27 protein-coding genes are annotated in these 24,663 nt (G+C 54.4%); 12 read left to right on the top strand and 15 right to left on the bottom strand.

Going from position 1 to position 24,663, the window contains the following annotated elements:
- Positions 1 to 3 precede the first annotated feature (3 nt).
- From AC8GFZ_RS02985 to AC8GFZ_RS03045, 13 genes are all read right to left on the bottom strand, one after another.
- On the bottom strand, positions 4 to 399 hold the full coding sequence (locus AC8GFZ_RS02985; RefSeq protein WP_506642198.1) for a type II toxin-antitoxin system VapC family toxin: 396 nt from the start codon (positions 397 to 399) through the stop codon (positions 4 to 6).
- Complete coding sequence (locus AC8GFZ_RS02990; RefSeq protein WP_506642201.1) at positions 396 to 671, bottom strand: YlcI/YnfO family protein; 276 nt, start codon at positions 669 to 671, stop codon at positions 396 to 398. Before AC8GFZ_RS02990 ends, AC8GFZ_RS02985 begins: the two co-directional genes overlap by 4 nt.
- Positions 672 to 833: 162 nt before the next feature.
- Positions 834 to 1,472 (bottom strand): pyridoxamine 5'-phosphate oxidase, encoded by a 639-nt coding sequence (gene pdxH / locus AC8GFZ_RS02995; protein ID WP_506642203.1) that lies wholly within the window; start codon positions 1,470 to 1,472, stop codon positions 834 to 836.
- A gap of 5 nt (positions 1,473 to 1,477) precedes the next feature.
- Positions 1,478 to 1,918, bottom strand: a complete 441-nt coding sequence (gene aroQ / locus AC8GFZ_RS03000) for a type II 3-dehydroquinate dehydratase (protein ID WP_506642204.1) — start codon at positions 1,916 to 1,918, stop codon at positions 1,478 to 1,480.
- Positions 1,919 to 1,953: 35 nt separating this feature from the next.
- Positions 1,954 to 2,613, bottom strand: a complete 660-nt coding sequence (locus tag AC8GFZ_RS03005) for a glutathione S-transferase (RefSeq protein ID WP_506642206.1) — start codon at positions 2,611 to 2,613, stop codon at positions 1,954 to 1,956.
- Positions 2,614 to 2,686: 73 nt separating this feature from the next.
- Complete coding sequence (locus AC8GFZ_RS03010) at positions 2,687 to 3,544, bottom strand: shikimate dehydrogenase family protein (protein WP_506642208.1); 858 nt, start codon at positions 3,542 to 3,544, stop codon at positions 2,687 to 2,689.
- A gap of 187 nt (positions 3,545 to 3,731) precedes the next feature.
- Complete coding sequence (locus AC8GFZ_RS03015; protein ID WP_506642210.1) at positions 3,732 to 4,337, bottom strand: gamma-glutamylcyclotransferase; 606 nt, start codon at positions 4,335 to 4,337, stop codon at positions 3,732 to 3,734.
- A complete protein-coding gene (locus AC8GFZ_RS03020; protein ID WP_506642212.1) occupies positions 4,331 to 5,131 on the bottom strand; it encodes an RluA family pseudouridine synthase in 801 nt (266 codons plus the stop codon). Before AC8GFZ_RS03020 ends, AC8GFZ_RS03015 begins: the two co-directional genes overlap by 7 nt.
- Positions 5,132 to 5,155: 24 nt before the next feature.
- Positions 5,156 to 5,944, bottom strand: coding sequence for an SDR family oxidoreductase (locus tag AC8GFZ_RS03025; RefSeq protein WP_506642214.1), 789 nt, complete (start codon positions 5,942 to 5,944; stop codon positions 5,156 to 5,158).
- Between the two features lie 57 nt (positions 5,945 to 6,001).
- The gene (locus tag AC8GFZ_RS03030; protein ID WP_506642216.1) at positions 6,002 to 6,355 is read right to left on the bottom strand and encodes an HVO_A0114 family putative DNA-binding protein; all 354 of its coding nucleotides are present in this window, start codon (positions 6,353 to 6,355) and stop codon (positions 6,002 to 6,004) included.
- Positions 6,352 to 6,636, bottom strand: a complete 285-nt coding sequence (locus tag AC8GFZ_RS03035; RefSeq protein ID WP_506642218.1) for a toxin-antitoxin system TumE family protein — start codon at positions 6,634 to 6,636, stop codon at positions 6,352 to 6,354. Before AC8GFZ_RS03035 ends, AC8GFZ_RS03030 begins: the two co-directional genes overlap by 4 nt.
- A gap of 109 nt (positions 6,637 to 6,745) precedes the next feature.
- The gene (locus AC8GFZ_RS03040; protein WP_506644205.1) at positions 6,746 to 6,991 is read right to left on the bottom strand and encodes a DUF924 family protein; all 246 of its coding nucleotides are present in this window, start codon (positions 6,989 to 6,991) and stop codon (positions 6,746 to 6,748) included.
- Positions 6,925 to 7,929, bottom strand: a complete 1,005-nt coding sequence (locus AC8GFZ_RS03045; RefSeq protein ID WP_506642220.1) for a Bug family tripartite tricarboxylate transporter substrate binding protein — start codon at positions 7,927 to 7,929, stop codon at positions 6,925 to 6,927. Before AC8GFZ_RS03045 ends, AC8GFZ_RS03040 begins: the two co-directional genes overlap by 67 nt.
- A 263-nt stretch (positions 7,930 to 8,192) precedes the next feature.
- On the opposite strand from AC8GFZ_RS03045, the gene AC8GFZ_RS03050 reads away from it, so the two are divergent.
- Positions 8,193 to 9,221 carry an NAD(P)-dependent oxidoreductase gene (locus AC8GFZ_RS03050; RefSeq protein ID WP_506642222.1) on the top strand — a complete coding sequence of 343 codons (1,029 nt, stop codon included), beginning with the start codon at positions 8,193 to 8,195 and terminating at the stop codon, positions 9,219 to 9,221.
- A gap of 29 nt (positions 9,222 to 9,250) precedes the next feature.
- Here AC8GFZ_RS03050 and AC8GFZ_RS03055 read toward each other — a convergent pair whose 3' ends face one another.
- Positions 9,251 to 10,255, bottom strand: a complete 1,005-nt coding sequence (locus AC8GFZ_RS03055; RefSeq protein WP_506642224.1) for a S1C family serine protease — start codon at positions 10,253 to 10,255, stop codon at positions 9,251 to 9,253.
- Positions 10,256 to 10,509: 254 nt separating this feature from the next.
- Here AC8GFZ_RS03055 and ahpC point away from each other — a divergent pair, with 254 nt between their 5' ends.
- Positions 10,510 to 11,073: an alkyl hydroperoxide reductase subunit C gene (gene ahpC, locus AC8GFZ_RS03060; protein ID WP_506642227.1), complete on the top strand. Its 564-nt coding sequence runs from the start codon at positions 10,510 to 10,512 to the stop codon at positions 11,071 to 11,073.
- A 17-nt stretch (positions 11,074 to 11,090) separates the two neighbouring features.
- Complete coding sequence (ahpF, locus tag AC8GFZ_RS03065; RefSeq protein ID WP_506642229.1) at positions 11,091 to 12,680, top strand: alkyl hydroperoxide reductase subunit F; 1,590 nt, start codon at positions 11,091 to 11,093, stop codon at positions 12,678 to 12,680.
- 31 nt (positions 12,681 to 12,711) lie between these two features.
- On the opposite strand, the gene AC8GFZ_RS03070 is transcribed toward ahpF, so the two are convergent.
- The gene (locus AC8GFZ_RS03070; RefSeq protein ID WP_506644207.1) at positions 12,712 to 13,446 is read right to left on the bottom strand and encodes an NADPH-dependent F420 reductase; all 735 of its coding nucleotides are present in this window, start codon (positions 13,444 to 13,446) and stop codon (positions 12,712 to 12,714) included.
- A gap of 471 nt (positions 13,447 to 13,917) precedes the next feature.
- On the opposite strand from AC8GFZ_RS03070, the gene AC8GFZ_RS03075 reads away from it, so the two are divergent.
- The 9 genes from AC8GFZ_RS03075 to tssG all read left to right on the top strand — a co-directional run bounded on the left by AC8GFZ_RS03075 (position 13,918) and on the right by tssG (position 24,650).
- Positions 13,918 to 14,274: a hypothetical protein gene (locus AC8GFZ_RS03075; protein ID WP_506642231.1), complete on the top strand. Its 357-nt coding sequence runs from the start codon at positions 13,918 to 13,920 to the stop codon at positions 14,272 to 14,274.
- Positions 14,275 to 14,427: 153 nt separating this feature from the next.
- A complete protein-coding gene (locus AC8GFZ_RS03080) occupies positions 14,428 to 16,422 on the top strand; it encodes a hypothetical protein (RefSeq protein WP_506642233.1) in 1,995 nt (664 codons plus the stop codon).
- Between the two features lie 49 nt (positions 16,423 to 16,471).
- The gene (locus AC8GFZ_RS03085) at positions 16,472 to 18,439 is read left to right on the top strand and encodes a hypothetical protein (RefSeq protein ID WP_506642235.1); all 1,968 of its coding nucleotides are present in this window, start codon (positions 16,472 to 16,474) and stop codon (positions 18,437 to 18,439) included.
- A gap of 272 nt (positions 18,440 to 18,711) precedes the next feature.
- Positions 18,712 to 19,233 carry a type VI secretion system contractile sheath small subunit gene (gene tssB, locus AC8GFZ_RS03090; RefSeq protein WP_506642236.1) on the top strand — a complete coding sequence of 174 codons (522 nt, stop codon included), beginning with the start codon at positions 18,712 to 18,714 and terminating at the stop codon, positions 19,231 to 19,233.
- A 48-nt stretch (positions 19,234 to 19,281) separates the two neighbouring features.
- Positions 19,282 to 20,775, top strand: coding sequence for a type VI secretion system contractile sheath large subunit (gene tssC, locus AC8GFZ_RS03095; protein ID WP_506642237.1), 1,494 nt, complete (start codon positions 19,282 to 19,284; stop codon positions 20,773 to 20,775).
- Between the two features lie 54 nt (positions 20,776 to 20,829).
- Complete coding sequence (locus AC8GFZ_RS03100) at positions 20,830 to 21,312, top strand: Hcp family type VI secretion system effector (RefSeq protein ID WP_506642239.1); 483 nt, start codon at positions 20,830 to 20,832, stop codon at positions 21,310 to 21,312.
- A 57-nt stretch (positions 21,313 to 21,369) separates the two neighbouring features.
- Entirely contained in the window at positions 21,370 to 21,840 is a 471-nt protein-coding gene (gene tssE, locus AC8GFZ_RS03105) for a type VI secretion system baseplate subunit TssE (RefSeq protein ID WP_506642241.1), read from the top strand.
- Between the two features lie 15 nt (positions 21,841 to 21,855).
- The gene (tssF, locus tag AC8GFZ_RS03110) at positions 21,856 to 23,619 is read left to right on the top strand and encodes a type VI secretion system baseplate subunit TssF (RefSeq protein WP_506642243.1); all 1,764 of its coding nucleotides are present in this window, start codon (positions 21,856 to 21,858) and stop codon (positions 23,617 to 23,619) included.
- Complete coding sequence (gene tssG / locus AC8GFZ_RS03115) at positions 23,607 to 24,650, top strand: type VI secretion system baseplate subunit TssG (protein WP_506642245.1); 1,044 nt, start codon at positions 23,607 to 23,609, stop codon at positions 24,648 to 24,650. The genes tssF and tssG overlap by 13 nt, the downstream gene beginning before the upstream one ends.
- Positions 24,651 to 24,663 lie beyond the last annotated feature (13 nt).

The raw sequence follows: 24,663 nt of genomic DNA on the forward strand, positions 1-24,663 counted from the left end.
TGCTCAGGGACAAATCAGCTTGATTTTTGGGAAATAGGTTTTGTAGCGACCCGCATCTCGGGTCAGCAGTTGGTAGCCATCGGCTTGGGCATGGGCACCAATGAAAAAGTCGGGCAACACGCCGGTTTTGGTGCCGCCGCGTTGGCGGTATTGGCGAAAAGCAAGACCGGCCAAGCGAGCGGCTGGACGTGACAGTTCGAGCACCTGTATGCCCAAGGTGTCCAGAAACCCGTCCAAGTTCTCAGGCTCAGCAGGGTGGCCCGCTAATTCGGCATACACCACCATGTTGATGGCCAGTTGGCGGGGCTTGGCTTGGTGCAAATGTTGCAAGGACCAAGGCATCCAAATCGAATCGGCCTTGTAAATATCCAGCAGCACATTGGTGTCGACCAATATCACGGTTTGTTCCAGTTTTCACCCCGCGTGATCGCCATCCACTCATCGGTGCTGGGCCCACCTTTGGCAATGCCAATGAACCGACGGATGGGATCATCAGGCGCCAAAAACGACAGATCAGGTTCCGGCGCTGGCTTGGCGTCTGTCGGCGATTGCGCCGCGACCAAATACTCGGCCAGGGCTTCTTGCACCACTTGCGATTTGGTGAGTTTGCGGACCGCGCAATATTGCGTTAAATCTCGCTCCATGGCTTCGGGGAGTCGAACTGACAGCATGGTGGCTCCTTGTCATACGCGAGGGGGTGATTTGTATTACAAGGAGTATGACACAAAAGAAATGATTGTCATACGCCACCATGGCTCTGGGTGTTTTGGGGGAACCAAGCGCCTAAGGGCGATTCATGCGTCAAGCTGAATCCGCCCCGACCATGCGGCAGATCAAGGGGCCAAGCGCTCGCGCTGCCAAGCGCCTTGGTCCAAGCGGTAGCGCAGGCGGTCGTGCAAGCGGCTGGGGCGGCCTTGCCAAAACTCCCAGCGGTCGGGCACCAGCCGATACCCACCCCAATGGTCAGGGCGGGGTGGTTGCAGCAAAAACTGAGCGCCGTATTTGGCCGCAGCAGTAACCAGTTGGGTGCGCGAGGAAATCACCTCACTTTGCGGGCTGGCCCAGGCCCCGATGCGCGAGTCCAGTGGGCGGCTCAGGTAATAGGCGTCGCTGTCTTTGGGTTCGAGCTTTTCCACCAAACCTTCGATGCGCACCACACGCTCCAACTCCACCCAATGGAACTGCAAGGCCGCATGCGGGTTCCCGGCCAATTCTTGGCCTTTGCGGCTTTTGTAATTGGTGTACCACGCCAGGCCTTGCGCGCTCACCCCTTTGAGCAGCACCACCCGGGTGCTGGGGCGCAGGTCACTGCCCACGGTGGCCAAGGTCATGGCGGTGGGTTCGGGCAATTCGCCGCTGATGGCCTCTTGCAGCCATCGCTCAAACTGTTTCAAGGGGTCGGCTTCGGAGGCGCTTTCGTCGAGCGCTGCGCGCTCGTAGCTTTTGCGCATGTCGGCGATGGAGGTGGTCATGGCGTTCAGGCTGCCTTGGCGGCTGAGACGGCAGCGCTCAGAGCCAACAAATAGCTGTCCACGCCAAAGCCGCAAATTTGGCCTTTGACGATCTCGGCAAACACCGACACGTGGCGAAACGGTTCGCGGGCGTGGATGTTGGACATGTGCAACTCCACGATGGGGCAGGTCAAGATGGCCAGCGCGTCACGGATGCCGTAGCTGTAATGCGTCCAGGCCCCGGCGTTGATCAGCACCGCGTCCACGCCGTCCAAAAAGCCCTGGTGGATGCGCTCGCACATCGCGCCTTCGTGGTTGGTTTGGTAGCACTCGACGCTGGCGCCGAGTTGTTGGCCCAGGGCTTGCAGCTGGGCATTGATTTCATCCAGGGTGATGGTGCCGTATTGCTTGGGGTCGCGTTTGCCAAACATATCGTGGTTGATGCCGTGCAACATCAGAATCTTCATGGGGTTCTTTCTAGTGGGGTTCAAAAGGGGGCCGTTCAACTGGCCGCTGATTTGGCTTTGATGCGCGCCATCATCATCTCGGCATTGGCTTTGCGGTCGGCTTGCACTTGGGCCATGTACGGGCGCTCGCCCATGCGTTTGAGGTAGTCACGCACCGGCAAATCGGCAAACAGATCCTGGCCATAAATCACTTTGGTGGCAGCACTGATCAAGGGAAAGTGCACGATGGCCGCACAGTCGGCCAGGCCAAAGGTGTCGCCTGCCAAGTACGGGTCGAAGCGCGCCAATTTGGTGAAGGCGCGGAGATTTTTGTCCAATTGCGCTTTGGTTTTTTCTTTCACCTCGTCGCTCACTTTGCCGCCAAACAACGCCTCGGCATACAGGTTGCGGGCCACCAACTCCAGGTGCAGATCCAAAAAGGTCACCAGTTCACGCACTTTGGCGGCGGCGAAGGGGTCGCTGGGCAACAAGGGGTGTTGTGGGTAGCGTTGCTCGATGTATTCCAACATCACCGCTGACTCACACAAACTGCCTTGGTCGGTGATCAGGTAAGGCACCTTGCCCAGGGGGCTGGCTTGGCGGTCCACCTCACCCACCCAAGCCAATTGCTCGGTGAAATCGACGCCTTTTTCCAGCAAGGCGATTTTTACTTTGTTGTAATAGTTGCTGGCGGCAAATCCACACAAGGTCAACATGGCAGGCTCCGTGAAAGTGGCAAAACCCAGAGGATAGTGGTTTTTCGCAAGGTGGCCAGGCCATCATCGGGATTCATACGGGAATCCTCTCAGGGGTCGGATCGCTCAACCGGGCCAGGCTGCGCAATTGCTCGGGGGTGGTGGTGGGCAGACCAAAAAACTCCAGGTAAGCGGGAATTTGCTCATACAACATGTCCGAGCCCACTTGATAGGGGCAACCGCGTTCTTGGGCGGCTTGCAAAAAAGCGGTCATGTGCTGTTTGAGCACCACTTCGCCGACAAAGGTGTGGGCGCTCAGGCGGTCCATGTTCATCGGCATCGGGTCGCCCGCGTTCATGCCCAATGGCGTGGCGTTGACCACCAGGTCCATGTCGGCGGGGTCGTTGGGGCCGACCACCACGGGGACATCGGGGTGGTGGATGCGCAAGCGCTGCGCCAGGCCCTGGGCAGCTGCTGGGTTGATGTCGTTCAATTGCAGGCAAGCCGGTTGGGCCGCGGCCAAGCTGGCGGCAATCGCCGAGCCCACGCCGCCGGTCCCAACCACCAAGGCGCGTTGGCCGCGCGGCTCAAAGCCTTTGCGGCGCAGGCCCCGCACAAAGCCTTCGCCGTCGAACAGATCGCCTTGCAGCCGCCCATCGGGCAAGCGGCGCACGGCATTGCAAGCCCCCGCGATTTTCACGGTGGGTGAGCTGACATCGACCAAGCCCACCGTGGTGACTTTGTGCGGCATGGTGATCAAGGCCCCCCGGATGTTGCTGAGCTGAAACACGGCGCGCAAAAAATCGGGGTAGGCAGCAGCCTGGCAGCCCATGGGCATGACCACGGCGTTGATGCCGGTGCGCTCAAAGTAGGGGTTGTAAATCATCGGCGACTTGAAGGTGTGGGTCGGGTAGCCAATGTGCGCGATGAGTTCGGTGTCGCCGTTGATCAAAGCAGTTCTCCAGAGCGGTTCAGCATGTCAAGTCCCAGGTGGTGTGCCTGCGTGCATAAATGTACTGAATGGTTAACATTTGCAAAAACAGGAAAGTCCTTGATTAAATCAGTACCCAGCGCAATACCGTTTCGATGATGCTGTCGCGCCGAACAATGCGGGCAGCAGCGGCGCGCAAGTTGCTGTTTTAAGGGGCCAAATGCAACAAATCGGCCAGAGCCTGGTCGTGGATGCCCAACTCCAGCAAGCGCTCATAGGTTTGCTGCGCATAGTCCAATGTCGTGCCAAACCGCCCGCCCACGGTGTCGCTGAAGATGCGTTGGTAATGATCGGTCGGCAAGAGCCCCGTGTTTTGCAGGCTTGAATGGGGCAGGGTGAAAGCCAGGGCTTGTACCGATCCGGTTTCGGTTTGGCAGCGCAACCAGCGCGGTTCATACACACCGGTGGGCATTTCGCGCGACCACAAGCGCTCGAGCACGTCATTGGCCTGCGCGGTGGGCACCCTTTGCACCATCCCCCAGCAAGAGCCACCCCGCAGCAAGGCAAAAACCAAACCCGGTTGCGCTGGGGTGCCCCGGTTGACGCGGCTCCACATTTGCAGAGCGCGGCGCCAGCCTTGCACCCGCGCCAGGGATTGTTCGGCCACATCAAATTCGGGCCGCCACAGCAGCGAGGCATAGGCAAACACCCACAGAGGCGCTTTGCCACCCCATTGGGCTCGCACTTGGGCCAATGCCATGGCTGGGTCGGTCGAGCCCGCAATACCGGGCGTGTGTGGGCGTGGCTTCACCATGGCATGTCTTGTGCGCGTAAAAGCATGTCTGGGTTCAACCAGCCTACAGGGGTGTGTTCAAAGGCCAAGTCCTGACCGGTTGCCGGGTGGGTGAACGCCAAGCGTTGGGCATGCAGCATCAAGCGGGGAGCGCAGGCCCGCACATCGGGCGGGGCATACATGGCGTCGCCCCAAATGGGGTGGCCGATGTGTTGCAAGTGCACCCGCAGTTGATGGGTGCGACCGCTCAAGGGGCGCAGGGCCAGCCACGTACCTGCGCTGTTGCCATCTGTGGTTTGACCCATGCACGGGCCCAGGCTGCGCCACAGCGTTTGGCTGCTTTGGCCGTTGACGGCCACGATGCGCAGCGGGCGGCGCGGCCAATCGGCGGCAATGGGCGCGTCGATCAATTGCCAAACGTCAGATGGCGGCCAGTGGCCTGCCACGCAAGCCAAGTACTGTTTATTGACTTGGCGCTGTGCAAAGGCATGTGAGAGCTGTCGCTGCATCTCGGCACTGCGGGCAAACAGCATCAAGCCCGAGGTGGCTTGGTCGAGCCGGTGCACCACCATGGACGGCAAGCCCGCTTGGGCCAAGCGCGCGCTCAAGCAATCTTGTTTGTCAGGGCCGCGGCCGGGCACCGACAACATGCCAGAAGGTTTGAGCACCAGGGCCATATGCAGGTCCTGCCACAGCACACCCACGCCGTCGGCCAAGGCGATCGCTGCAGGGTCCACCCCGCCGGTCGGTGGCAGGGCAGGCGACAGGGCATGGTTCATCACAACGGGGGTGAAGTGGGGGGCGTCATGACCCATGGGCCAAGGGTCGGCGCGGGGCGGTCAGGGCAAAGCCCCATAGCCACGCGCATGGGTCACGCCCCCATCGACCACCAAAGTGTGGCCCACCACGTAGTCGCTGGCCGCACTGGCCAAGTAAATGGCGGCGGCGGCCATGTCCTCGTCTCGGCCAATGCGCTGGGCCGGGATGCGCCGGGCCACGGCCTCGCCGTTGTCGCGGGCGTCGCGGTTCATGTCCGATACAAATGCGCCCGGTGCGATGGCGTTGACGCAGATGCCGTCGCCGATCAAGGCATGCGACATGCGCCGCGTCAGGTGGATCAAACCCGATTTGCTGGCCGCATAAGAGTAGGTTTCCAAGGGGTTGACCGAGATGCCGTCCACCGAAGCGATGTTGATCACCTTGGCCATGTGCTGCTTGGCGGCTTGGCGCAGCATCGGTGCAAAGGCTTGGGTCAAAAAGAAGGGGGTTTTGAGGTTGAGGTCCACCACTTTGTCCCAGCCCGATTCGGGAAAGTCATCCAACGGCGCCGCCCAAGCGGCGCCCGCGTTGTTGACCAAAATGTCCAACTGGCCTTCGTGCTCGGCAAAGCGCTTCACCAGTTGCTGCACCCCCTCGGTGGTGGAGATGTCCACCGGCAGCGAGACACAAGTCCCCCAAGCCGACAGGCTTTTGGCAGCCTCGTCGCAGGCAGCGGCTTTGCGGGCGGTGATGTAGACGCGGGCACCTTGGCACAGCAGGCCTTGGGCGATCATGCGGCCAATGCCCCGCGAGCCGCCAGTGACCACGGCCACACGGTTTTTGAGGGAAAACAGGTTTTGGGTGTTCATGGGTTACTCAATGTAGATGAAGTGCAAATGCCTTTGTCAGGGGGAAGGCGGAGATGTTCAAGCTGCCTTCAGAACCATGTCGATGTGCATGGATTCATAGGGGCATATCAACCCGCCAGACCCTGTTCGCTCGAGCAACCCCAAGTCTGACAGCACCACCACATCCTCATGCACCCTTTTGACATCGCGCTCCACCAGTCGGGCCAACTCACGCACCGACAGCTCGCCCTTGCCTTGCGCGGTGCGCACCAGTGCCCATCGCTTTTCGGTCAACTGACCAAAAAAGTGGCCGGGGCTTTCAAAATTGAGAACCTCGCCCTGGTAAGTCGTCTTCTTCGCCGCAAGGGCTGCTGAACGCAGACCGGCTTGCCATTCGGGTTGCAGGGTGATGGTCAAAAAGCGATCGTTCATGTGGTTCTCCTGGCCGCAATGGCGGCGATGAAATCTTCGACCAGCTGCTCCACGCCTTTGAATGCATAGGGCCTTTCTTGCCCGTCCAAATGGCAATGGTCGCCTTTGCCTCGCTCATTGTCAAAACCAACGATGCGAATGCCATCCTTGACATAGACGGCACGGTATTTGAAGCCGTGCTTGCTGGGTGAAACCGGCGCTGGCACACGCCAAACCACCAGCTCAATCACCCCGCCATCTGGTGTGATGTTCTTGAAGCGGGTGATCAGTTTGGCGGGCATGTTGGCTATTTTGCCAACGAAAGACGGCTGTTGTCAAATCCGACAACGTGAAGCCAATTCAGGTGTGTTGTTTCGCTTGCGTGTGAACCAATGAGGACTCGCTGTGCATTTAAGGCCTGTGGGCAAAACAGCGCTGCGCCAAGGGCAGGCTGCGGTCGTGCCCACTGGCCATCAACTCATGCGCCAGCGCCAAGGCCAGCGCATCCTGTGCAAACGCGAGGGGCGAGTCGCGGAACACATTGCGTGAGAACTGGTCCAGTACCAACACCCAGCCCGCAGTTTTTTGTGTCAGTCCTGTCGGATATCGAGTCGCTTGACGATGTCTTCCCAGCGTTTGAGTTCGGTCATGACCAATTGATCCGCTTGTGAAGTCGTGTTTTTCATGGTCTCAAGTCCCAGTTTCTCCAGCGCTGTCCGGGTTTCGGGGTCGTCAAGGGCTTGCTGCAGCAGCGCATTGAGTCGGGCCATCACAGGTGCTGGTATTTTTCCAGGGGCCGCCAAGATGTAGGTTGACTCAAACACATAGCCTGGTACGCCAGCCTCTGCAATCGTGGGCAGCTGTTCCCAGCCCTTCATTCGTTTTTCGCCAGTGGTCGCCAGCGCCACGATCCGGTTGTCTTTGAGCAAAGGGAGTGCAAGACTGGGGCTGGCAAAGGCCACCGGTACACGGCCGCTCACGAGATCGTTGACGGTGTCGGATACACCTTTGTAGGCAATGTGCTCCATGGGCACACCTGCCAGGGACTTGAAAAGTTCTGCGCCCAGGTGGGGGTTGCTGGCTTGGCCGGCGGAGGAAAAAGCCAACTTACCATCATCGGCTTTGGCCCGCGCGATCAAGTCTCTGACTGTTTTGACATTGAGTGAGGGGGAGACCACCAAAAAATTGGAGCTGCTGCTGAAGATGCCCACAGCTGACATTTCTTGCACTGTGTAACCAGCTGTTTTGGGTCGCAGCATGGGCCCCAGCGCATGGGCAAGCGTGCCGTTGACGACCAGGGTGTAACCGTCGGGTGCCGAGCGTGCGACCGCAGCGGTGCCAATCGTGCCACCAGCGCCACCGCGGTTTTCGATGGTGAACATCTGGCCACTTGCGCTGGCCATGTATTTGGCAATCGCTCTGGCCATCAGATCTGTCGGGCCTCCCGCAGAATACGGCACCACAATTCGAACCGGCTTGGTTGGGAAATCCTGTGCGGCCGATGCGAATGGAAAAGCAGTCACCGACAAGGCCAGACAAACAGCAGCAATGCGCCCGCAGTGACCGGGCAAATTTAAACCGAATAAAGAATTCATCTTGTCATTCTCCTGTGGGTGGAATGAGGCTGCACATGCGCTGGCGGATGCATCCGTTGCGCATCGCTAACCCCTTGTCTCTTTGGACTGGAGCATAGCCTGTTTCAACGGAATTGGGGGGCATGCTTGGCATGGCCTCCCAAATCGCAAGTGTCACAAGTCGCTCCTATATTTTTAATGATGATAAATGAGTGATTGCCTAACCAGCACCATTTCCTGGGTGAGATGATTGCGCTTTTGTTGACGAATTAGGAGACATCAACATGTTTCGGATTGCCCGAGCCAATCTTTGGCACCACGCCGCTTTTGCTGAACATATCAGTGCTTGTCCTGGCCTCACCCTCGAGACTTTTGACCGCAACGACGATCCCCGAGCTTGGGCGGCATTGGAGGTCGCCGACATTTACCAAATCACTTCTGCGCGCGATGAGTTGCCCAAGCCATTGCATGCCAGTTCCGAACTTTTTGATCGCTGTCCAAAATTGCTGTGTGTCTCCACTGGCGGTGCAGGCTTTGACACGGTCGACGTCCAGGCTTGCAACCGCGCTGGTGTGTTGTTGGTGCATCAAGCAGGATCGAACGCGCAATCTGTGGCCGAAGCAGCGATGGGTTTGATGATCGATCTGACCCATCGCCTGACCCAGTGCGATCGCCGCATGCGCCACGATCGAGATTTCGTGAAAGAGGACTTCATGGGGCAAGAAATCACCGGCGCTGCGCTTGGGATTGTTGGCCTGGGACATGTGGGGCGGCGGGTGGCCCGATTGGCGGCTGCTTTTGACATGAAGGTGTTGGCCTTTGACCCCTTGTTGACGGCCCAGCAGATCAATGAGCGTGGCGCAGAGCCGGTCTCTTTTGCTGAGTTGCTCAAACGATCCGATATTGTCACGGTCCATTGTCCGCGTGATGCCACAACAATGGGCATGTTTGATATCAATGCTTTTCAATCGATGAAGCAGGGTGCTTACTTTCTCAACACAGCAAGGGGAGGCATTCATCGACAAGATGCGCTTTTGACCGCTTTGGAGAGCGGGCAAATAGCTGGTGCTGGGCTTGACGTCTGGGATGTCGAGCCACCCCCACTGGGTGACCCCTTGCTACAGCACCCACGTGTGATTGGCACTTATCACTGCGCGGGTGTGACAGAGCACTCCAGAAAGCGAATGGCCCAATGGGCCGCAGATCAGTTGATCGGGATGCTGGTTCGGGGCGAAACCCCTCCAAGGATGGTCAACCCCGAGGTATGGCCGAGCGTGAAAGCCAAGATCCTTGAAAGAGCGAAACCATCCTGAAAGCAATGCTGCTTGAGACTTTCACCCCCTCATACGCCTCGGGGTGCTTTCAAGGACAGGGCGCGATCACCTGTGGTGATCCGAATTTTTCTCTCTTGGCCCAGTCTTTTTACCGTGATTTCCAATGTGCTGCCAGCGGGGCCCGATGTCCACAGTTGGCGGTAAAAGTCGGGTAAGTTATCGATCGCACGGCCTTGCAAGGCCACCAACACATCGCCTGCTTGTATGCCAGCTTGCGAGGCTGGGCTTTCAGGCGTCACCCTTTGCACCATCAAACCGCCCCCACGCACAGCTTGGCTGCTGATACCCAGCCATGACTGAGCGGGGCCAGTTCGTTTTCCATTGCGCAACAGTTCGACCAATTGCGGCTTGAGCTCGTTGAGTGGCACATATAAATTGCCCGGCATGGGTTTTGAGTCCCCGAAGACGTCTGGAACCAACAAGGACCCCAAGCCAATCAATTGGCCAGCTTCATCGAACAAACCCGCGCCACTCCAGTTGTTCACAGCGGGCAAGGTCATGAGCGGTGTTTCAAGCAGGTATTCCCAATTGCCAGCGAAGGGTTTGCGCGAGACCACTTGGAGTTCGGTGAGTTCCACCTCACCTTTGCCCAGTGTCAGAACCTTGGCAGGGGCCTTGACAACATCCGAGTCACCCAGCGGGACCGGCTCCAAGCGCAATGGCACCAAGGACCGAACCAAGCCAAAGCCACTGACGGTATCGACGGCCTTTACCTGTGCTGGAACTCTTCTACCTTGGCGGTCGATCAAGTCGACAGATTGGGCCTCAATCAACAAATAGCCGATGGTGAGCACCAAATCAGGGCCAATGACCACACCTGAGCCCTGGCGACGTTGCCCCAGGGTTCGGGCCGTGCTGGCGTCATCATCGGTGCGGGCCTGAATGGCCACCACTGATTGCATCACGCGCTCCACCATTTGTCTGGGAAGTACCGTGGTCGGGGTCTGCTGCGCCAATACCAAAGGGGTGAGCAAGGCTTGTAAGCCTGCCAGGATTAAAAACTTGAAGTACATGATGGTGACCTGTGAGGTGGGGGCCGGATGGATCTTCAGACATTCTCTGTGAATTGACCATAACCCGCGCTTCCACGTGTTTTTCTATGAGGAGGCCAGGGGTTGAGTCAAAACTGAAAACTGCATCCCATTAGCCTGTGTCAATGTTGGCCATTGATACAAGCAATCAGGGTAAACCCCATATTTCATTATGATTCCCATCAATGAGTTTCGCTCATTAGATAGTTTTTATCAACCTTTAAAGGGAGTCATCCATGTCCATCATCAACACACAAGTTCAGCCATTCAAGGTTCAAGCTTTTCACAACGGCAAATTCGTTCAAGTCTCTAATGAGTCCCTTAAAGGCGAATGGTCGGTTCTGATTTTCATGCCTGCCGCTTTCACCTTCAACTGCCCCACCGAAGTGGAAGACGCCGCAGACAACTACGCCGAATTCCAAAAGGCAGGTGCCGAGGTCTACATCGTGACCACCGACACCCACTTTGCCCACAAGGTGTGGCATGAGACATCGCCGGCTGTTGGCAAAGCCAAATTCCCCTTGATTGGTGACCCCACACACCAATTGACACGTGCTTTTGGCGTGCACATTGAAGAAGAGGGCTTGGCCTTGCGCGGTACTTTTGTCATCAACCCTGAGGGCATGATCAAAACAGCTGAAGTGCATTCCAACGAAATCGCTCGCGATGTCAAGGAAACATTGCGCAAGCTCAAAGCGGCCCAGTACACCGCAGCCAACCCTGGCCAAGTGTGCCCAGCCAAGTGGAACGAAGGTGCCAAGACTTTGACGCCCTCGCTCGACCTCGTCGGCAAGATCTAAGCGCATAAGGAATCTCCATGCTCGATACACAGATGAAAGCCCAGTTGCAAACTTATTTGCAAAACTTGCGCCAACCCATTCGCTTGGTAGCAAGCTTGGATGGCAGCGATAAAAGTGCAGAAATGCGCGAGCTTTTGACCGACATTGCAGAACTGTCGGACAAAGTGAGTTTTGAAGACAACGGAGCAGACCAGCGGGTGCCTTCATTTGTGGTGGCCAAAGAAAACGAAACACGCGGTGTGCGTTTTGCGGCTATTCCCTTGGGGCATGAGTTCACTTCACTGGTATTGGCTTTGCTTTGGACGGGGGGTCACCCGCCCAAAGTTGAGCCAGAGGTGATGGAGCAAATCAAGGCTTTAGACCGCGATATGCGTTTAGAGGTTTATATGTCCTTGTCTTGCCACAACTGTCCAGATGTGGTGCAGGCAGCCACACTGATGGCGATTTACAACCCGCGTATTCAAACCACCGTGATCGATGGCGGTTTGAACCAAGCTGAGGTGGAGGCGCGTCAAGTCATGGCCGTGCCCATGGTTTATTTGAACGACCAAGTGTTTGGGTCCGGACGCATGAGTTTGGAAGAGATTTTGGGCAAGCTCGATACCAATGCCGCCGAGCGTGAAGCCATCAAGCTGAGCGAAAAAGAGCCCTTCGATGTCTTGATTGTGGGTGGCGGTCCTGCCGGTGCAGCGGCTGCCGTGTACGCTGCTCGCAAAGGCATACGCGTGGGCGTGGCCGCAGAGCGTTTTGGAGGCCAAACCAACGACACCATGGGGATTGAGAACTACATCTCGGTGCTGGAAACCGATGGCCCCAAGTTTGCGGCGGCTTTGGAAGCCCAGGTGCGCCACTATGAAGTGGACATCATGAATTTGCAACGGGCTGAAAAAATCGTGCCGGCCAAAGAAGTGGGTGGCTTGGTGCAGGTGCACATGGCCAACGGTGGGGTGCTCAGTTCACGCAGCGTCATCTTGTCCACAGGTGCGGGTTGGCGCAATGTGAACGTGCCCGGCGAAGAGCAATACAAAAACAAAGGCGTGGCGTACTGCCCGCATTGCGATGGCCCTTTGTTCAAAGGCAAACGTGTCGCGGTTATTGGTGGGGGAAACTCTGGCGTCGAGGCCGCCATCGATTTGGCGGGTGTGGTGGCCCATGTCACTTTGTTTGAATTTGCTGACGCCTTAAAGGCCGATGCAGTGTTGGTGAGCAAACTCAAAAGCTTGCCCAATGTGACCATCCAAGTGAATGCGCAAACCACCGAAATCACCGGCGACGGCCAAAAAGTGAACGGTATGCGCTACAAAGACCGCAATACAAGCGAAGACCACGCCATGGCACTCGAAGGTGTGTTTGTGCAAATTGGCTTGGTGCCCAACACCGAGTTCTTGAAGGGCACGGTTGAATTGAGCAAGTTTGGCGAAATTGTGGTGGATGCCAAATGCCACACCAACTTGGCTGGTGTTTTTGCAGCGGGGGATGTGACCACGGTGCCCTACAAGCAAATTGTCATTGCAGCGGGTGAGGGCGCTAAAGCTGCCCTCAGTGCATTTGATTATTTGATTCGAACCCCTGTGGCTGAGTCCATGGAAATGCTTGCCGAGACTTGAATGTGCGAATTTTCATCAAAGCGCATGTTATTTAGCCATACGCTTGGATAAACCGGCGACTGGTTTGCCAGGATCCGTGGGGCAATTCAACACCCCTCTGAGCTGAGGCAAGCGCAGTCGTCAGTTCTTCTGCAACCAGAGCAATGCAGTAGCAGGGCATGGCACGTTCAAAGCGCCAACTTTCTTCCAGGGTACCTGCATCTATGGCATCAAACCCAAACTGGTTCATCAATTCCGCTGCTATTTTTTTGGCGTCCAAATCATTGCCGGCCATTGGAAGGGCTCGGCGCGGCGACGTGCCCAAAGGCCTGGCATCGCTTTCAATGTCTCTTTGCATGATGGCGTTGAAAAATTTAACAACCTTCGCACGGTTGCTCAGATGTGCTTGGAGCATGCCACTCGTGGTGGTTTCTTGTCGTTCCAGAGCAGAGATGACACCATCTCTGGCTGGATAGTAATTGTTGGCGTCCAACACAATTTTTCCCTCGAACAATGAGGGTTCAAGTTGCCAAATGGCTTTGAGGGGGATGGCAAGAATCAAGAGGTCTGAAAATTGAGTGACCTCAGTCAGCTTGCCCCCATGACAACCTGCGGCTTGGGCCAGTTCTTGCAAGTTGCCCATGCCCGTGGAGTTGGCCATGGCAACCTCATGCCCGCAACGCACGGCCACCCGCGCAAGCGTTGAGCCAATGGCACCGGCACCGATGATTCCAATTTTCATGTTTTCCCTCTCATGGGGTGATCTCTTGTCTAACGGGTTTGACAGAGCGTTGTCTTAGCGGCAAGTTACCACATATCGAAAAGCATGATGGCCTTCGAAAGGATCCCTGTGCGAACAACGCATAATTGAAGGTGAAGAACGCTGGCATTCAATGCCACGTTTAACCCTTGTGCAACCCAAACTCCATCATCTGGCTCAACCGGATCATTTCTCAGCAGTACCGTTATGTTGCAACCATTGATCAGTCTATGGCGACACCACGCCCGGGTGACTTTTTATGATGCACTCTCCTCCAAAGATGCAGCGGAATCCGATTTATCAGGCCTGACATTTGGTTCGCCCATAGGGGTGCGCCGCCATTTTTTTCATGCCGATGAAGCCATGGCGTATTTGCGTTACTGGATGGGAGACCCTGGCGCGGTTTCTGAACTCAGATGGCTGTTGCATAAATCGGGTCCAGCGCTTTCTGGGGCACGGGGTGGTCCAGAGCAATGGCTGCAGGTTTTGGCCCATCGCATGCAAAGTGGATCATTGGTTGCGGTGGAGGAAACGGCCAAACGTCAGTTTTTAGGAAAAATGGTGGCGACGTCTGCGGCCAGCGGTTTGTCATCTTTAACTTCCTTGGCGGACCTGGCCAATTTAACGTCTATACCTGTGCCGTCCATGCTGATGCCTGATTTGACGTCACTGCAAATCGAGGGTGCACAAGTTCTCCCTGAAGTGGAGCAAGCCATGGAGCAGATTCAAGTCGCGCTGTCTGAGGTTTCTGATTTTTCCATCAGCTTGTCCCCTGCGCCTTCAAAGGTGTCGGATATTCAAAGCGCCATGTCCAAAGCTGGCAGCGATGCGCAGGCGAAATTGTCTTCTATGTGAACGCAGGGTTGATACTTGAAGCTGATCACCCAATCATTGACCACTATCACGGAAGGCTCTGCAAAAATTGAGCAGGCGCTGACAGAGGCGGCTACTGAAATTGCTTCTCAGGTCAGCGTCTTGCCCAGCAAAGTTGCTGATTTGCTGACAGCTATGGCCAAGGATTTTCAAGCCATTGCGGTCAAACTCACAGAGATACCTGGTCTGCTGAATCCTGAGCCCGTTGTTGCGCCCTTGCCGGGGAAAATCAGCGACACCTTTGCGCAAATCAAAAGCATTTGTACCGATGCGGCGCAAATTCCAAGCGCGCTGGCTGCCCAAATGGCAGATGTACAACCCATTTCAGATGCGGTGTCCCAGTCGATCCGTGCATTGGTTGAACTGCCCGAACAGTTGTTGAACTTGGCACCATCTGTGCCGGACAAACTCAAACCCTTGGCTGAGTTGGCGGGTCTTGCAGAGGTGGCCTTGAAGCGAGCCGAGGAAAGTCAATCGATGGCGGCTGACTTTATGACCCAAGTCGCCCCATTGACGGCGGAGTTGAAAAGCGTTTCTCTGGCGTTGGAAAAGCTCGAGCAAAATGGTGTGAACAGTGCCCTGATCACCTCCCCGTTGCGCGATCGGGAGTCAGGCTTGAAAAGCAAAATTGGCGATCAATTCGACCAACTCCAGCAGCAACTCCTGGGACTCAAAGACCAACTGATGGGTGACGTGACCGATATGCGGGATCTTGTCTCCGGGGTGGAAGCAGATTTGATGTCGGTTTTGAAGCAAGCCAAAGACCAGGTTCAAGCGGTGGTGACTGAATGCCTTTCCCCTTTGTTGGCTGGTAAAGAGCAGGTGATCGCTTTTCAAGAAAAAGTAGGGGAAGAAGCCGACCACTGCAACGACCTTTTTGATCAAGCCCATGAAGCCATGATGCAACTGGTGGACGAATTGAAAGCGGTCATTGAGTCGGTGCGCAGCAGTTTGGACGAAGTTGAAACGGTTTTGAACCAATCGGGGCAAGAGACCCAGTTGCTGGTAGACCAGTCACTTGAACCACTTGATGTTTTGCAAGAAACAGCCAATGCTTGTTTGGATGCGATTGACCATGTGGTTGTGGTGGTGGGTGAGCAAGTGGATGCGGTCAAACTGACCTTGGACGATATTTCTCTGGAGGCTGAGAACACCAAATCCAGCTTGCACGAAATGCCACAAAAGTTTGAGCCGGTTCGCGAATTCATCACCACTGCGGCGGACGAAATAGAAAGCATCCAATCACAGGTATCTGGCTTTGTGGAGCAAGCCCTGGGTGCTTTGGGCGCTGTCAGCAGTCACCTCGATCAGGCCGATGCCTTGTGTGATACCGCAATTGATGTCTGCACAAAACACATGGCCATTGCCCCCCCTTTGGCGATGGCCAAAAGTTTGTATTTGGGGGTGAAGGCCAGCATACCCACCCTGCAAGCCTCGATCGAGTCTGCTGAATCATTGGTCAAAAAAGCCGGTAAAACCGCCAATGACTTGATGGATCAAGCGGAGGCTTTGGTATTGGCTCTCCATCCGGTTTTGGATTTGGTGCTGGAAAAGTTGCAGGACGCGATCGACGCCTTGGTAGGGCTGCTGACCCAATTGCAGCAAGGCATCGTTTCTGCCAAGTCTGCTTTGGACGCACTGTTCGAAAAGTTGGAGGCATCCGTGGACGCCATGCGAGAGGAAGTGGACGCGTTATTGGAAACCGTCAAAGACCAGGCGCAGGACTTCATATCGAAAATCCAAATTCAAGAGACCGTGGAGGGGTTGGTTCAAAAACTCCATGACTTTTCAGAGCCGCTGTTGGCATCCGCAGAAGAAAAATTGGATGAGTCAACTGGATCGGTTGCGGGTTTTGTAAAGGGCGCACAAGACCAAATTTCAAACTCGGTGGCGTCTTTTGATGTGCAAATCAAAAAACTGATTGATTTGATTGATGACGCTTACCGTGCGGGCCAAAGTGCGGGTGATTCTTTCAACCTGCCATTGGATGCGTTACAAAAAACATGGGAGGACCTGGAGGCCCAGGCCGCAGCCCAGGTCGATAAAACAAGCACGTACCTTGAGGAGTTGATCGATCAAACCTTGAGCGAAGTGGCTGAAAAAATCGGTGTGGAATGGGCACCCACATGAGGCCTTTGCCCTGGATGCTTCGCTTTCCTCTTCATTCGAAGGGCTGGCGATGAGCATCAGTCGATCTGAGGCTGCTGACTTTGGCCCCGTGAATACAGCGGCTGAAGCTGTGTCTGAGCAGCAAAGCCAAGAAATGGACCGGTGGGCTGGCCAAGTCCGACAAAATTCCGATGATTTGTCCCAGCAATTGAATGCCCAAATGGAGGAAGTACAGGCCGCCGCAGATGATGTTCGTCAGTCATCAGAAAACCTGTCTATTCAAGCCGAACAATCGGTCGCCAGTGCCCAGCAACTCCAAGCCCTGCCTGATCAGCTCGAAAGTGGTTTGCAAGACACCCAAAACCAGGCTGAGCAATCAGGACAGTCGGCCAGTACCGCTGCGGACCGCGCCCAGCTGTCATTGGAGGCATCCAGTGCAGACGCTGCTTCCATTGGCCAGGGGTTGAGTGATGAGGTCCAAAGTTTGTCACTCTCACTAGAGTCTGGCTTTGAGGATATGAAATCTTCTGCCGATCAAGTGAATGCATCACAAATGGCGTTGCTCGCAGAATTAGACAGCGGCAGCGAGGACATGAACCAGTCTATCGCCAGCGCCAAGTCACAGGCCGATGCGTTGACGGTCGAGGCCCAAGCTTCTGTGGATGAGGCCAAGATCAACGTACAAGCCGTGGAGTCGGATGTTTTGTCAGTTCGGCAAGATGTGGTTGAGGCTGACACGATCGTGGATGAGGAGGTCGTCAAACGTGGGGGGGCATCGAAAATGCTCGCCACCAATCCACCCAGCGCAGTGGACGCCGCAAGCTTGCAAGCCGCATCCGAAGAAAGTTTGGCGGCCCAGACAAGCACCGATGGGTCCGCTGACGGCGCTGGTTCCGCCGCAATGGATCAAGCCCCTGGTGCGGTTGAATCTGCCGCTGAAATGGGGGCTGATACAGCCACTGAACCAGCATCAACTGCGCAAGGGCTTGACAAAGTAGAGGACGCGGCTTCCCCAGCCATTGATGAGGCCGAATCCACAGAGGCGGTAGCCACAGAGAAAGCCAAGCCACCAGAAGAAGCTGAAGAAGTTGCGAAAGAAGAGAAAGAAGAGAAAGAAGAGAAAGAAGAGAAAGAAGAGAAGGAGGAGAAAGAAGAGAAGGAGGAGAAAGAAGAGAAGGAGGAGAAAGAAGAGAAGGAGGAGAAGGAGGAGAAGGAGGAGAAGGAGGAGAAGGAGGAGAAGGAGGAGAAGGAGGAGAAGGAGGAGAAGGAGGAGAAGGAGGAGAAGGAGGAGAAGGAGGAGAAGGAGGAGAAGGAGGAGAAGGAGGAGAAGGAGAAGGAGAAGGAGAAGGAGAAGGAGAAGGAGGAAGCAGAGGAAGCAGAGGAAGCAGAGGAAGCAGAGGAAGCAGAGGAAGCAGAGGAAGCAGAGGAAGCAGAGGAAGCAGAGGAAGCAGAGGAAGCAGAGGAAGCGTCCTCTGTGGAGCCAGAAGCTGTTGCCCCATCTGCCGCAGGCGTTCAACCGCTTGTCGAACCCGAGCCTGCGATTGAGGAGAGTGCTGCCACACCGGCCGAGCCAGCGTTGGCCAAAGACCCGAGTACGCCTGAAAACGCCACTGAAAATCCTGAAGAGGCGTTGGCCAAAGAATCGTTGGTTGTGCCGGCGGTTGATCTTGTGGCAATGGCCGCTGCACCCATCAACTTGCCAGAGTCGCCCAAGCTCTCAGGAGTGGCCGAAGCGGTCAAGCCCATTGCAGTGGTCATTCCCGACCCAACAGGCGGCATTCAAGCGCAGCCCTCGGTTGCCAAGCCAGCATCTCCATTGACCGAATTGGGGCAGAGCGCGCCACTCAGCCAAGACAAAACCTCTCTACCCGGCCACCCCAGCAATCCGCTTTCGGATCCATTGACTCGTCCGACGGAGCCGCGGGCGGACGCGCCAACCCAGCCCATCCCAGCCCCAACAGAACGCCAGCCCATGAGAACTTTTGATCAACATGAGCGCTCATTTTGGGAAAAAATTAAACAGTTCTTACGACTTTGATTTTTAATTCATTGATATTTGGTTTCTTCACCTTATTTTTGTAATTAATATTGTTTAATAATATGGAATAAATCATTTTTTACGATTTTCTAAAAGCTTTAATTATTTTTTAAGAAAATCAAGTAAATCATTGTAATGTCCGTAAATCTCACTTAAACTGCCAGCCCAACCGTGGTATGCGTCAACGTTTGCTGACATGCCTGGGATGTTGGCCTGGGGTCGACATTTTTTCCTGGTCAGGTTTTCCTTAGCACTTTTCATGAGGTTCATAAATGTCTGATAGTCTGCAGAAATGGGTGGGTCGCAATCGTCCTCCGCGGGTACAAATTACCTATGACGTTGAAATTGGTAATGCGTTTGAGAAAAAGGAATTGCCTTTGGTCGTTGGACTGATGGCAGATCTCTCGGGCCAGCCTGAGAATCCTTTGCCAAAGTTCAAAGAGCGTCGGTTTGTTGAAATTGATCGCGACAATTTCAATGACGTGATGACCAAAATTGCGCCCCGATTGGACATATCTGTTCCAGACACCCTCAAGGGCGAAGGCAACCTTAAAGTTGAGCTTCATTTCAACCAAATTGACCAATTCGAGCCTGAGTCCATCGTGAATCAGATCCCACGACTGGCTCGTTTGTTGGAAGCCCGTCAACAGCTGCGTGATCTGTTGGGCAAACTCGACGGCAATGATGAGCTGGACGCATTGCTTGAAAACATTCTGCAAAACACGGAAGACCTCAAGCAGTTGAAGGGCTCCACCGAAGCGTCGGATGGGGAAACCGCCGAAGCCGCTGCTTAACCCGCAGACAAATAACCCCTTCAATGGTTTTAGAAAACGGAATAAACAATGGCTACTAAAAAATCTTCTTCAGACGTCGGCGCCGATGCGGTTAAAAACGATGAATTGAGTCTCTTGGACCGAATCATCCAAGAAGGAAAAATGGCTGCAGAGCCGTCGCAAAGCGTGTATGCCAAGAAACTGTTGGGTCAATTTGCAACCCAAATTTTGGACGAAGGCATGAAAAGTGCGCCTGACAAAGGCGTTGTGGCGATGATCAATGAGCGCATCGCTGAGATCGATCAAATTTTGACCGATCAGCTCAACGCCATCATGCATCACCCTGATTTCCAAGCGCTTGAGTCGTCTTGGATTGGTTTGCGAGACATGGTGTTTGGCACTGAAACCAGTACCACCTTGAAGCTGCGGTTGATGAATGTCACCAAGAAAGAGTTGCTCAAAGATTTGGAGACGGCAGTTGACCACGACATGAGCGTTTTGTTCAAGAAGGTGTACGAGGAAGAGTACGGTACCTTCGGTGGCAATCCTTATTCTTTGTTGATTGGCGACTATTACTTTGGTCGCCATCCCCAAGACATGGCTTTGTTGCAGCGCATCTCCAAAGTGGCTGCGGCTGCTCACACGCCCTTTATCACTGCAGTCGCCCCGACCATGTTCGACATGACGTCGTTCACCGATCTGGGTGTGCCCCGTGACCTGTCCAAAATTTTTGAGAGTGCCGAGCTGACCACCTGGCGCAGCTTCCGCGACTCAGAAGATTCGCGTTATGTCTCCATGGTCTTGCCTCGCTATGCTGCTCGCTTGCCCTATGGTGCCAAGACAAAGCCGGTTGACAGCTTCAATTTTGAAGAAGATGTGGACGGCCGCGATCACTCCAAGTACCTTTGGGGCAATTCATGCTATCAGTTGGGTCTGCGCATCACCGATGCATTTGCCAAATACAACTGGACCACAGCGATTCGAGGCGTTGAGGGTGGCGGTAAGGTTTCAGGCCTGACAGCACACACCTTCAAGACAGATGATGGCGATACCGTGCTGAAGTGCCCGACCGAAGTCACCATCACTGATCGACGTGAAAAAGAGCTCAACGATCTGGGCTTTATTTCCATCGTCAACTCCAAGGGCTCTGACTTTGCCGCATTCTTTGGTGGCCAGACCACGAACAAGCCCCGTGTTTACAACCTCGACACTGCCAATGCCAATGCGGCTTTGTCCTCCAGATTGCCTTACGTGCTGGCCGCTTCACGCTTTGCCCATTACCTCAAGGTGATCATGCGCGACAAGATCGGCAGCTTCCAGACCAAGGATTCTGTGGAGAGCTACCTCAATACGTGGTTGTCGCAGTATGTGTTGCTCGATGCCAATGCGACCCAAGGTGAAAAAGCCCGTTTTCCATTGGCCGAAGGCAGGGTTGATGTGGTTGAGGTGCCGGGTCGTCCCGGGGCTTACCAAGCCACCGTTTTCCTGCGACCACACTTTCAAATGGAAGAGTTGACCACCTCCATTCGATTGGTCGCCGAGTTGCCAGCCTCTGCTGCTTGATTTGGATTTCAAACCCGCCTTGCGGGTTTGCCCTTTTTTAAATTGGAGTTTTAAATGTCTGACGTTCTGATTTTATGCATTGACAGCATTCCTGGTAATTCGACCATCACCGGTTATGCTGACAAAATTGTGGTCAGCTCTTTTTCGCACAGTGCCTCCATCCCACTACAACAAGACAGTGCAAAAACCGAGCGAACCGCTGGTCGGCCTATTTTGTCTGAGTTGAATTTCACCAAAATGTCTGACTTGTCGACCACCGCTTTGTACAAAGCCTGTACCCAAGGCAGCAAGCTGGGCACCATCAAGTTGAATGTGGGTCGTGTTGAAAATGGCACCTACATGAACTTCTTCACTTACACCATGACCAATGGGATGATTTCCAATATCAGCACATCGGGTGGTGGCGGCATTCCCTCTGACTCTTTCTCGATCAATTTCACAAAAATTCAGTGTGACTACACCCAGCAGAAGAGCGATTCCACGCAAAAGGGTACCGCAACGTGGAACTGGAATCTTGAAACCATGAAATCTGACTGATCACCGCGGAAAAGGGGTGGTTTTGCGGGTTGCTCATTTGCTTAAAAATTTTTTGAAATGTCGACCCGAACCGCCCCATCTTCCATCGCCCCTTTGTTTGACCGACTTTGTGGTGTTGACTTTACGATTGGCAATGGCATTCATTTGGATGCCAAGGGATTTCAGTCCTCGTTGCTTTTGGACCTGTTTCGGCTGCTCAACACACGATGTGATTTGACGATTGATGAATTCTTAAACTGCCAAGCTCATGTGATGAACTATGGCTTGCCAGCAACCAATACCTTATCACCCAGCTCAAAAACGGACTTGCTCAAGATGGAGCAACTGGTTCAGCAAGTGATTAAACTTTTTGAGCCCAGGCTCAAGCAGGTGCGTGTCAAGGCCCAGGCCCACCCCTCGGATACCAAGTCTGTGATGGTTGAAATCCAGGCGGCAGTGGTGTTTGGCGAACAAATGTTGAGGTTTGCACCCTCATTTCACCTTCACCCGGGACAGGTGGAATTGGTTGTACAGCCGGAAGCTGTTTAACGAAATGGCTTTTCCATGGTGAACCTTCAAGACGACTTGGTTGACTATTACCGCCGGGAAATGTCATACCTGCGTGAGAGTGGCGATCATTTTGCGCAACGCTATCCAAAAGTTGCGCAGCGCTTGTCTTTCAATGGTTCGGAATCCAAAGATCCGCATACAGAAAGACTCTTAGAGTCTTTTGCTTTTTTAACAGCCAGGGTTCAACGTGAAATTGATCGTGAATTTCCAATGGCTGCCATGGCGGTTTTGGAAAACATTTGCCCGAATTTGACCCAACCCTCGCCATCGATGAGCGTGGTGCATATGCGCTTGGATGCCACACAGGGCAAAGTCATGGCTGGCTTGAAAGTGCCGCGCGAAACCATGCTTCAAGCCCCCGCCTCGTCTGGCCATACCTGCCGTTTTCAAACATCTTGGGATACTGAGCTGTGGCCCTTGAGCATCGTGGATACCGCCCTTGAGGACAACCGAATACTCTGCTTGAATTTTGCGACCCATGCCGGTGTGGATGTGTCCGAGCTCAAACTGGATTCTCTGCGCTTGCACTTGAGTGGTGACTTCATGACCACCATGCCTTTGCATGATATGTTGGTGGCCAATCTGGAGCGCATTGAAATTGCAGATTCCAGCGGCAAGCGATTGGCAGCAATCCCACTCAAGCAATTGGTTGAAGTGGGGTATGCCCCAGATGATCAGGTGTTGCCATCCAAAGGAAATATTCATCCCGCCTTTAACTTGTTGCAGGAGTATTTTTCTTTTCCTGCCAAATTTTTATTTTTCGATCTCCATGGATTGGCTGGGCGCTTGGGCCAAGGCAATCGATTCATGATCAAATTTGCCTTTCAATCAGCAGTCAAGGTGCTGGCCTCGGTCAACAAAAATACCTTCAAGATTGGCTGTGTCCCCATCATCAATTTGTTCCCCAAAACAAGTGAGCCCATCACCTTTGAGCGGCGCGATCACGAATATTTATTGGTGCCAGATCACCACAAAGAGACTTCACATGAAATTCATTCGATTGAAGCGGTAATCGCATCTGATCCTGAAGCTGAGCATCCACAGATGGTTTCCAACTTATTCGCTGCTGAGCGTTTTATGGGTGGTGGACAGGAGATGTATTGGACATCGCGCCGAGATCTGTCCCTGAGGCCGGGCATGAGTGGCTCTGATGTTTTCATCAGCTTTGTGGACCGAACCAACATCAGCAAAACCCCTGCCGAGCCTGTGTTGTTTGCCAAGCTGATGTGTACCAATCGAAAAATGGCCGAATTGGTGCCTGCAGGGGCCAGACTGATTGGCGAGTCCATCTCTTCCAGTATTCAAGTGAGTAATTTGTATGAACCTGTTTCTCAAAAGGATGCGTTGACTTCTTCAAAATCCGTTTTTTCACTGATAGAAATCCTCAGACTCAACCACCACTCTTTGATTGAAGACGGTAAAGGGGCTGAAAAATTACGGCAGTTGCTTTTTCTGTTTGCGGGTGAATCGGCAAAAAACCAAAGTCAAGTCCGGGGCATCAAGTCACTTCGCGCAAAACCCTCGATTGCCAGAATCGGCCGTGAAACCTGGCGAGGCCACTGTGTTGGCAATGACATATGGTTGGATTTGGACGAAGAGGCATTTGTGGGCGGGTCTACACTTATTTTGGCTGGCGTTCTGGCCCGGTTTTTCGCGCTCTACACCACGGCCAATTCCTACACCCGATTGGGTTTGATGCGCAATGGTGAAGTGCGTCGCGTCTGGTCACCCATGGCAGGTTGGCAATGTCTGATTTGATCACCCAACTCAAGCAAGATCCATTTCAATTTGGTCTTTTCCAAGCCGCCAGTTTGCTCGAGCGCATTGCACTGGGGCAGGGTGACACAGCCAGCTGGGGGCCGAGTGACCACCCGGTCCGCTTTAAGTCTGACATCACACTTGGGTTTCCTGCTGGAGATATTCAGTCCATACGGCCGGAAGATTCCGGCTCTTATCAGGTATACACCTCTTTGATGTGTTTGGCTGGGTCGCGCGGACCACTGCCACTGGTCTTCACTGAAATGCTTTTGGCCAGTCGTCGCAATAAAGACCATGCGCCGGTTGACTTTATGGACGTATTCAACCACCGGTTGTTGCATCTCTTGTTCCAAGCCAAGCAGAAGTATCACCTTTCTCTGGGGGCGCGCCACTTGGCCGATATGCCCTTGTTGCGTTTTGTTGATGCATCGGCCAGTCTGGGATTTAAAGAAAAAAAAGCGGTGAATGAAGAAGCCATCTGGCTCCAGCATGCCGCATTAATGGGTGCGGCACCCCGGTCCATGAGTTCATTGTTGGCCATGCTGCAAGATCGATTGGGCATTCGTTTCGAAGCGCAACAATTTTTTGGGGAGTGGCTTCTCATTGATCCTTCTGAGCAGGCCAGCTTGGGCAGGGGTTTGAAGAACAAATCCGCCGCCCAGCTGGGTGTGAATGCCACATTGGGTATCAGGGCATGGCATCAGGGTGCTGGCATCTTGCTGCAGGCCAAAAACCTCACGCCGCAGGCTTATCAAAAACTATTGCCAGGTGAAAGTTGTCATCGCAAACTCAAATGGTTGGTCCAGCAGCATCAATCTTCGAATTACCGCGTTTGTTTGCAAATACACCTCAAAGATCGATATTTCAAACCGGCTGGATTGGGTGCGCAAGGGCCCCGTTTGGGCTTGACTGCTTGGCTGGCCCATGCCGCGCCAGTGGCAGAAAACAGTGCATCTGTGACGCGTTCTTTGAGTCCCAGTCGGTTTTGGTTGGCAGACAAGTCGACAGAGGCTAAAGGCATCAAAGCTTGATGCCTCAAAAATT

Source organism: Limnohabitans rimovensis (SeqCode), from assembly GCF_965234775.1.
Lineage (GTDB): Bacteria > Pseudomonadota > Gammaproteobacteria > Burkholderiales > Burkholderiaceae_C > Limnohabitans > Limnohabitans rimovensis.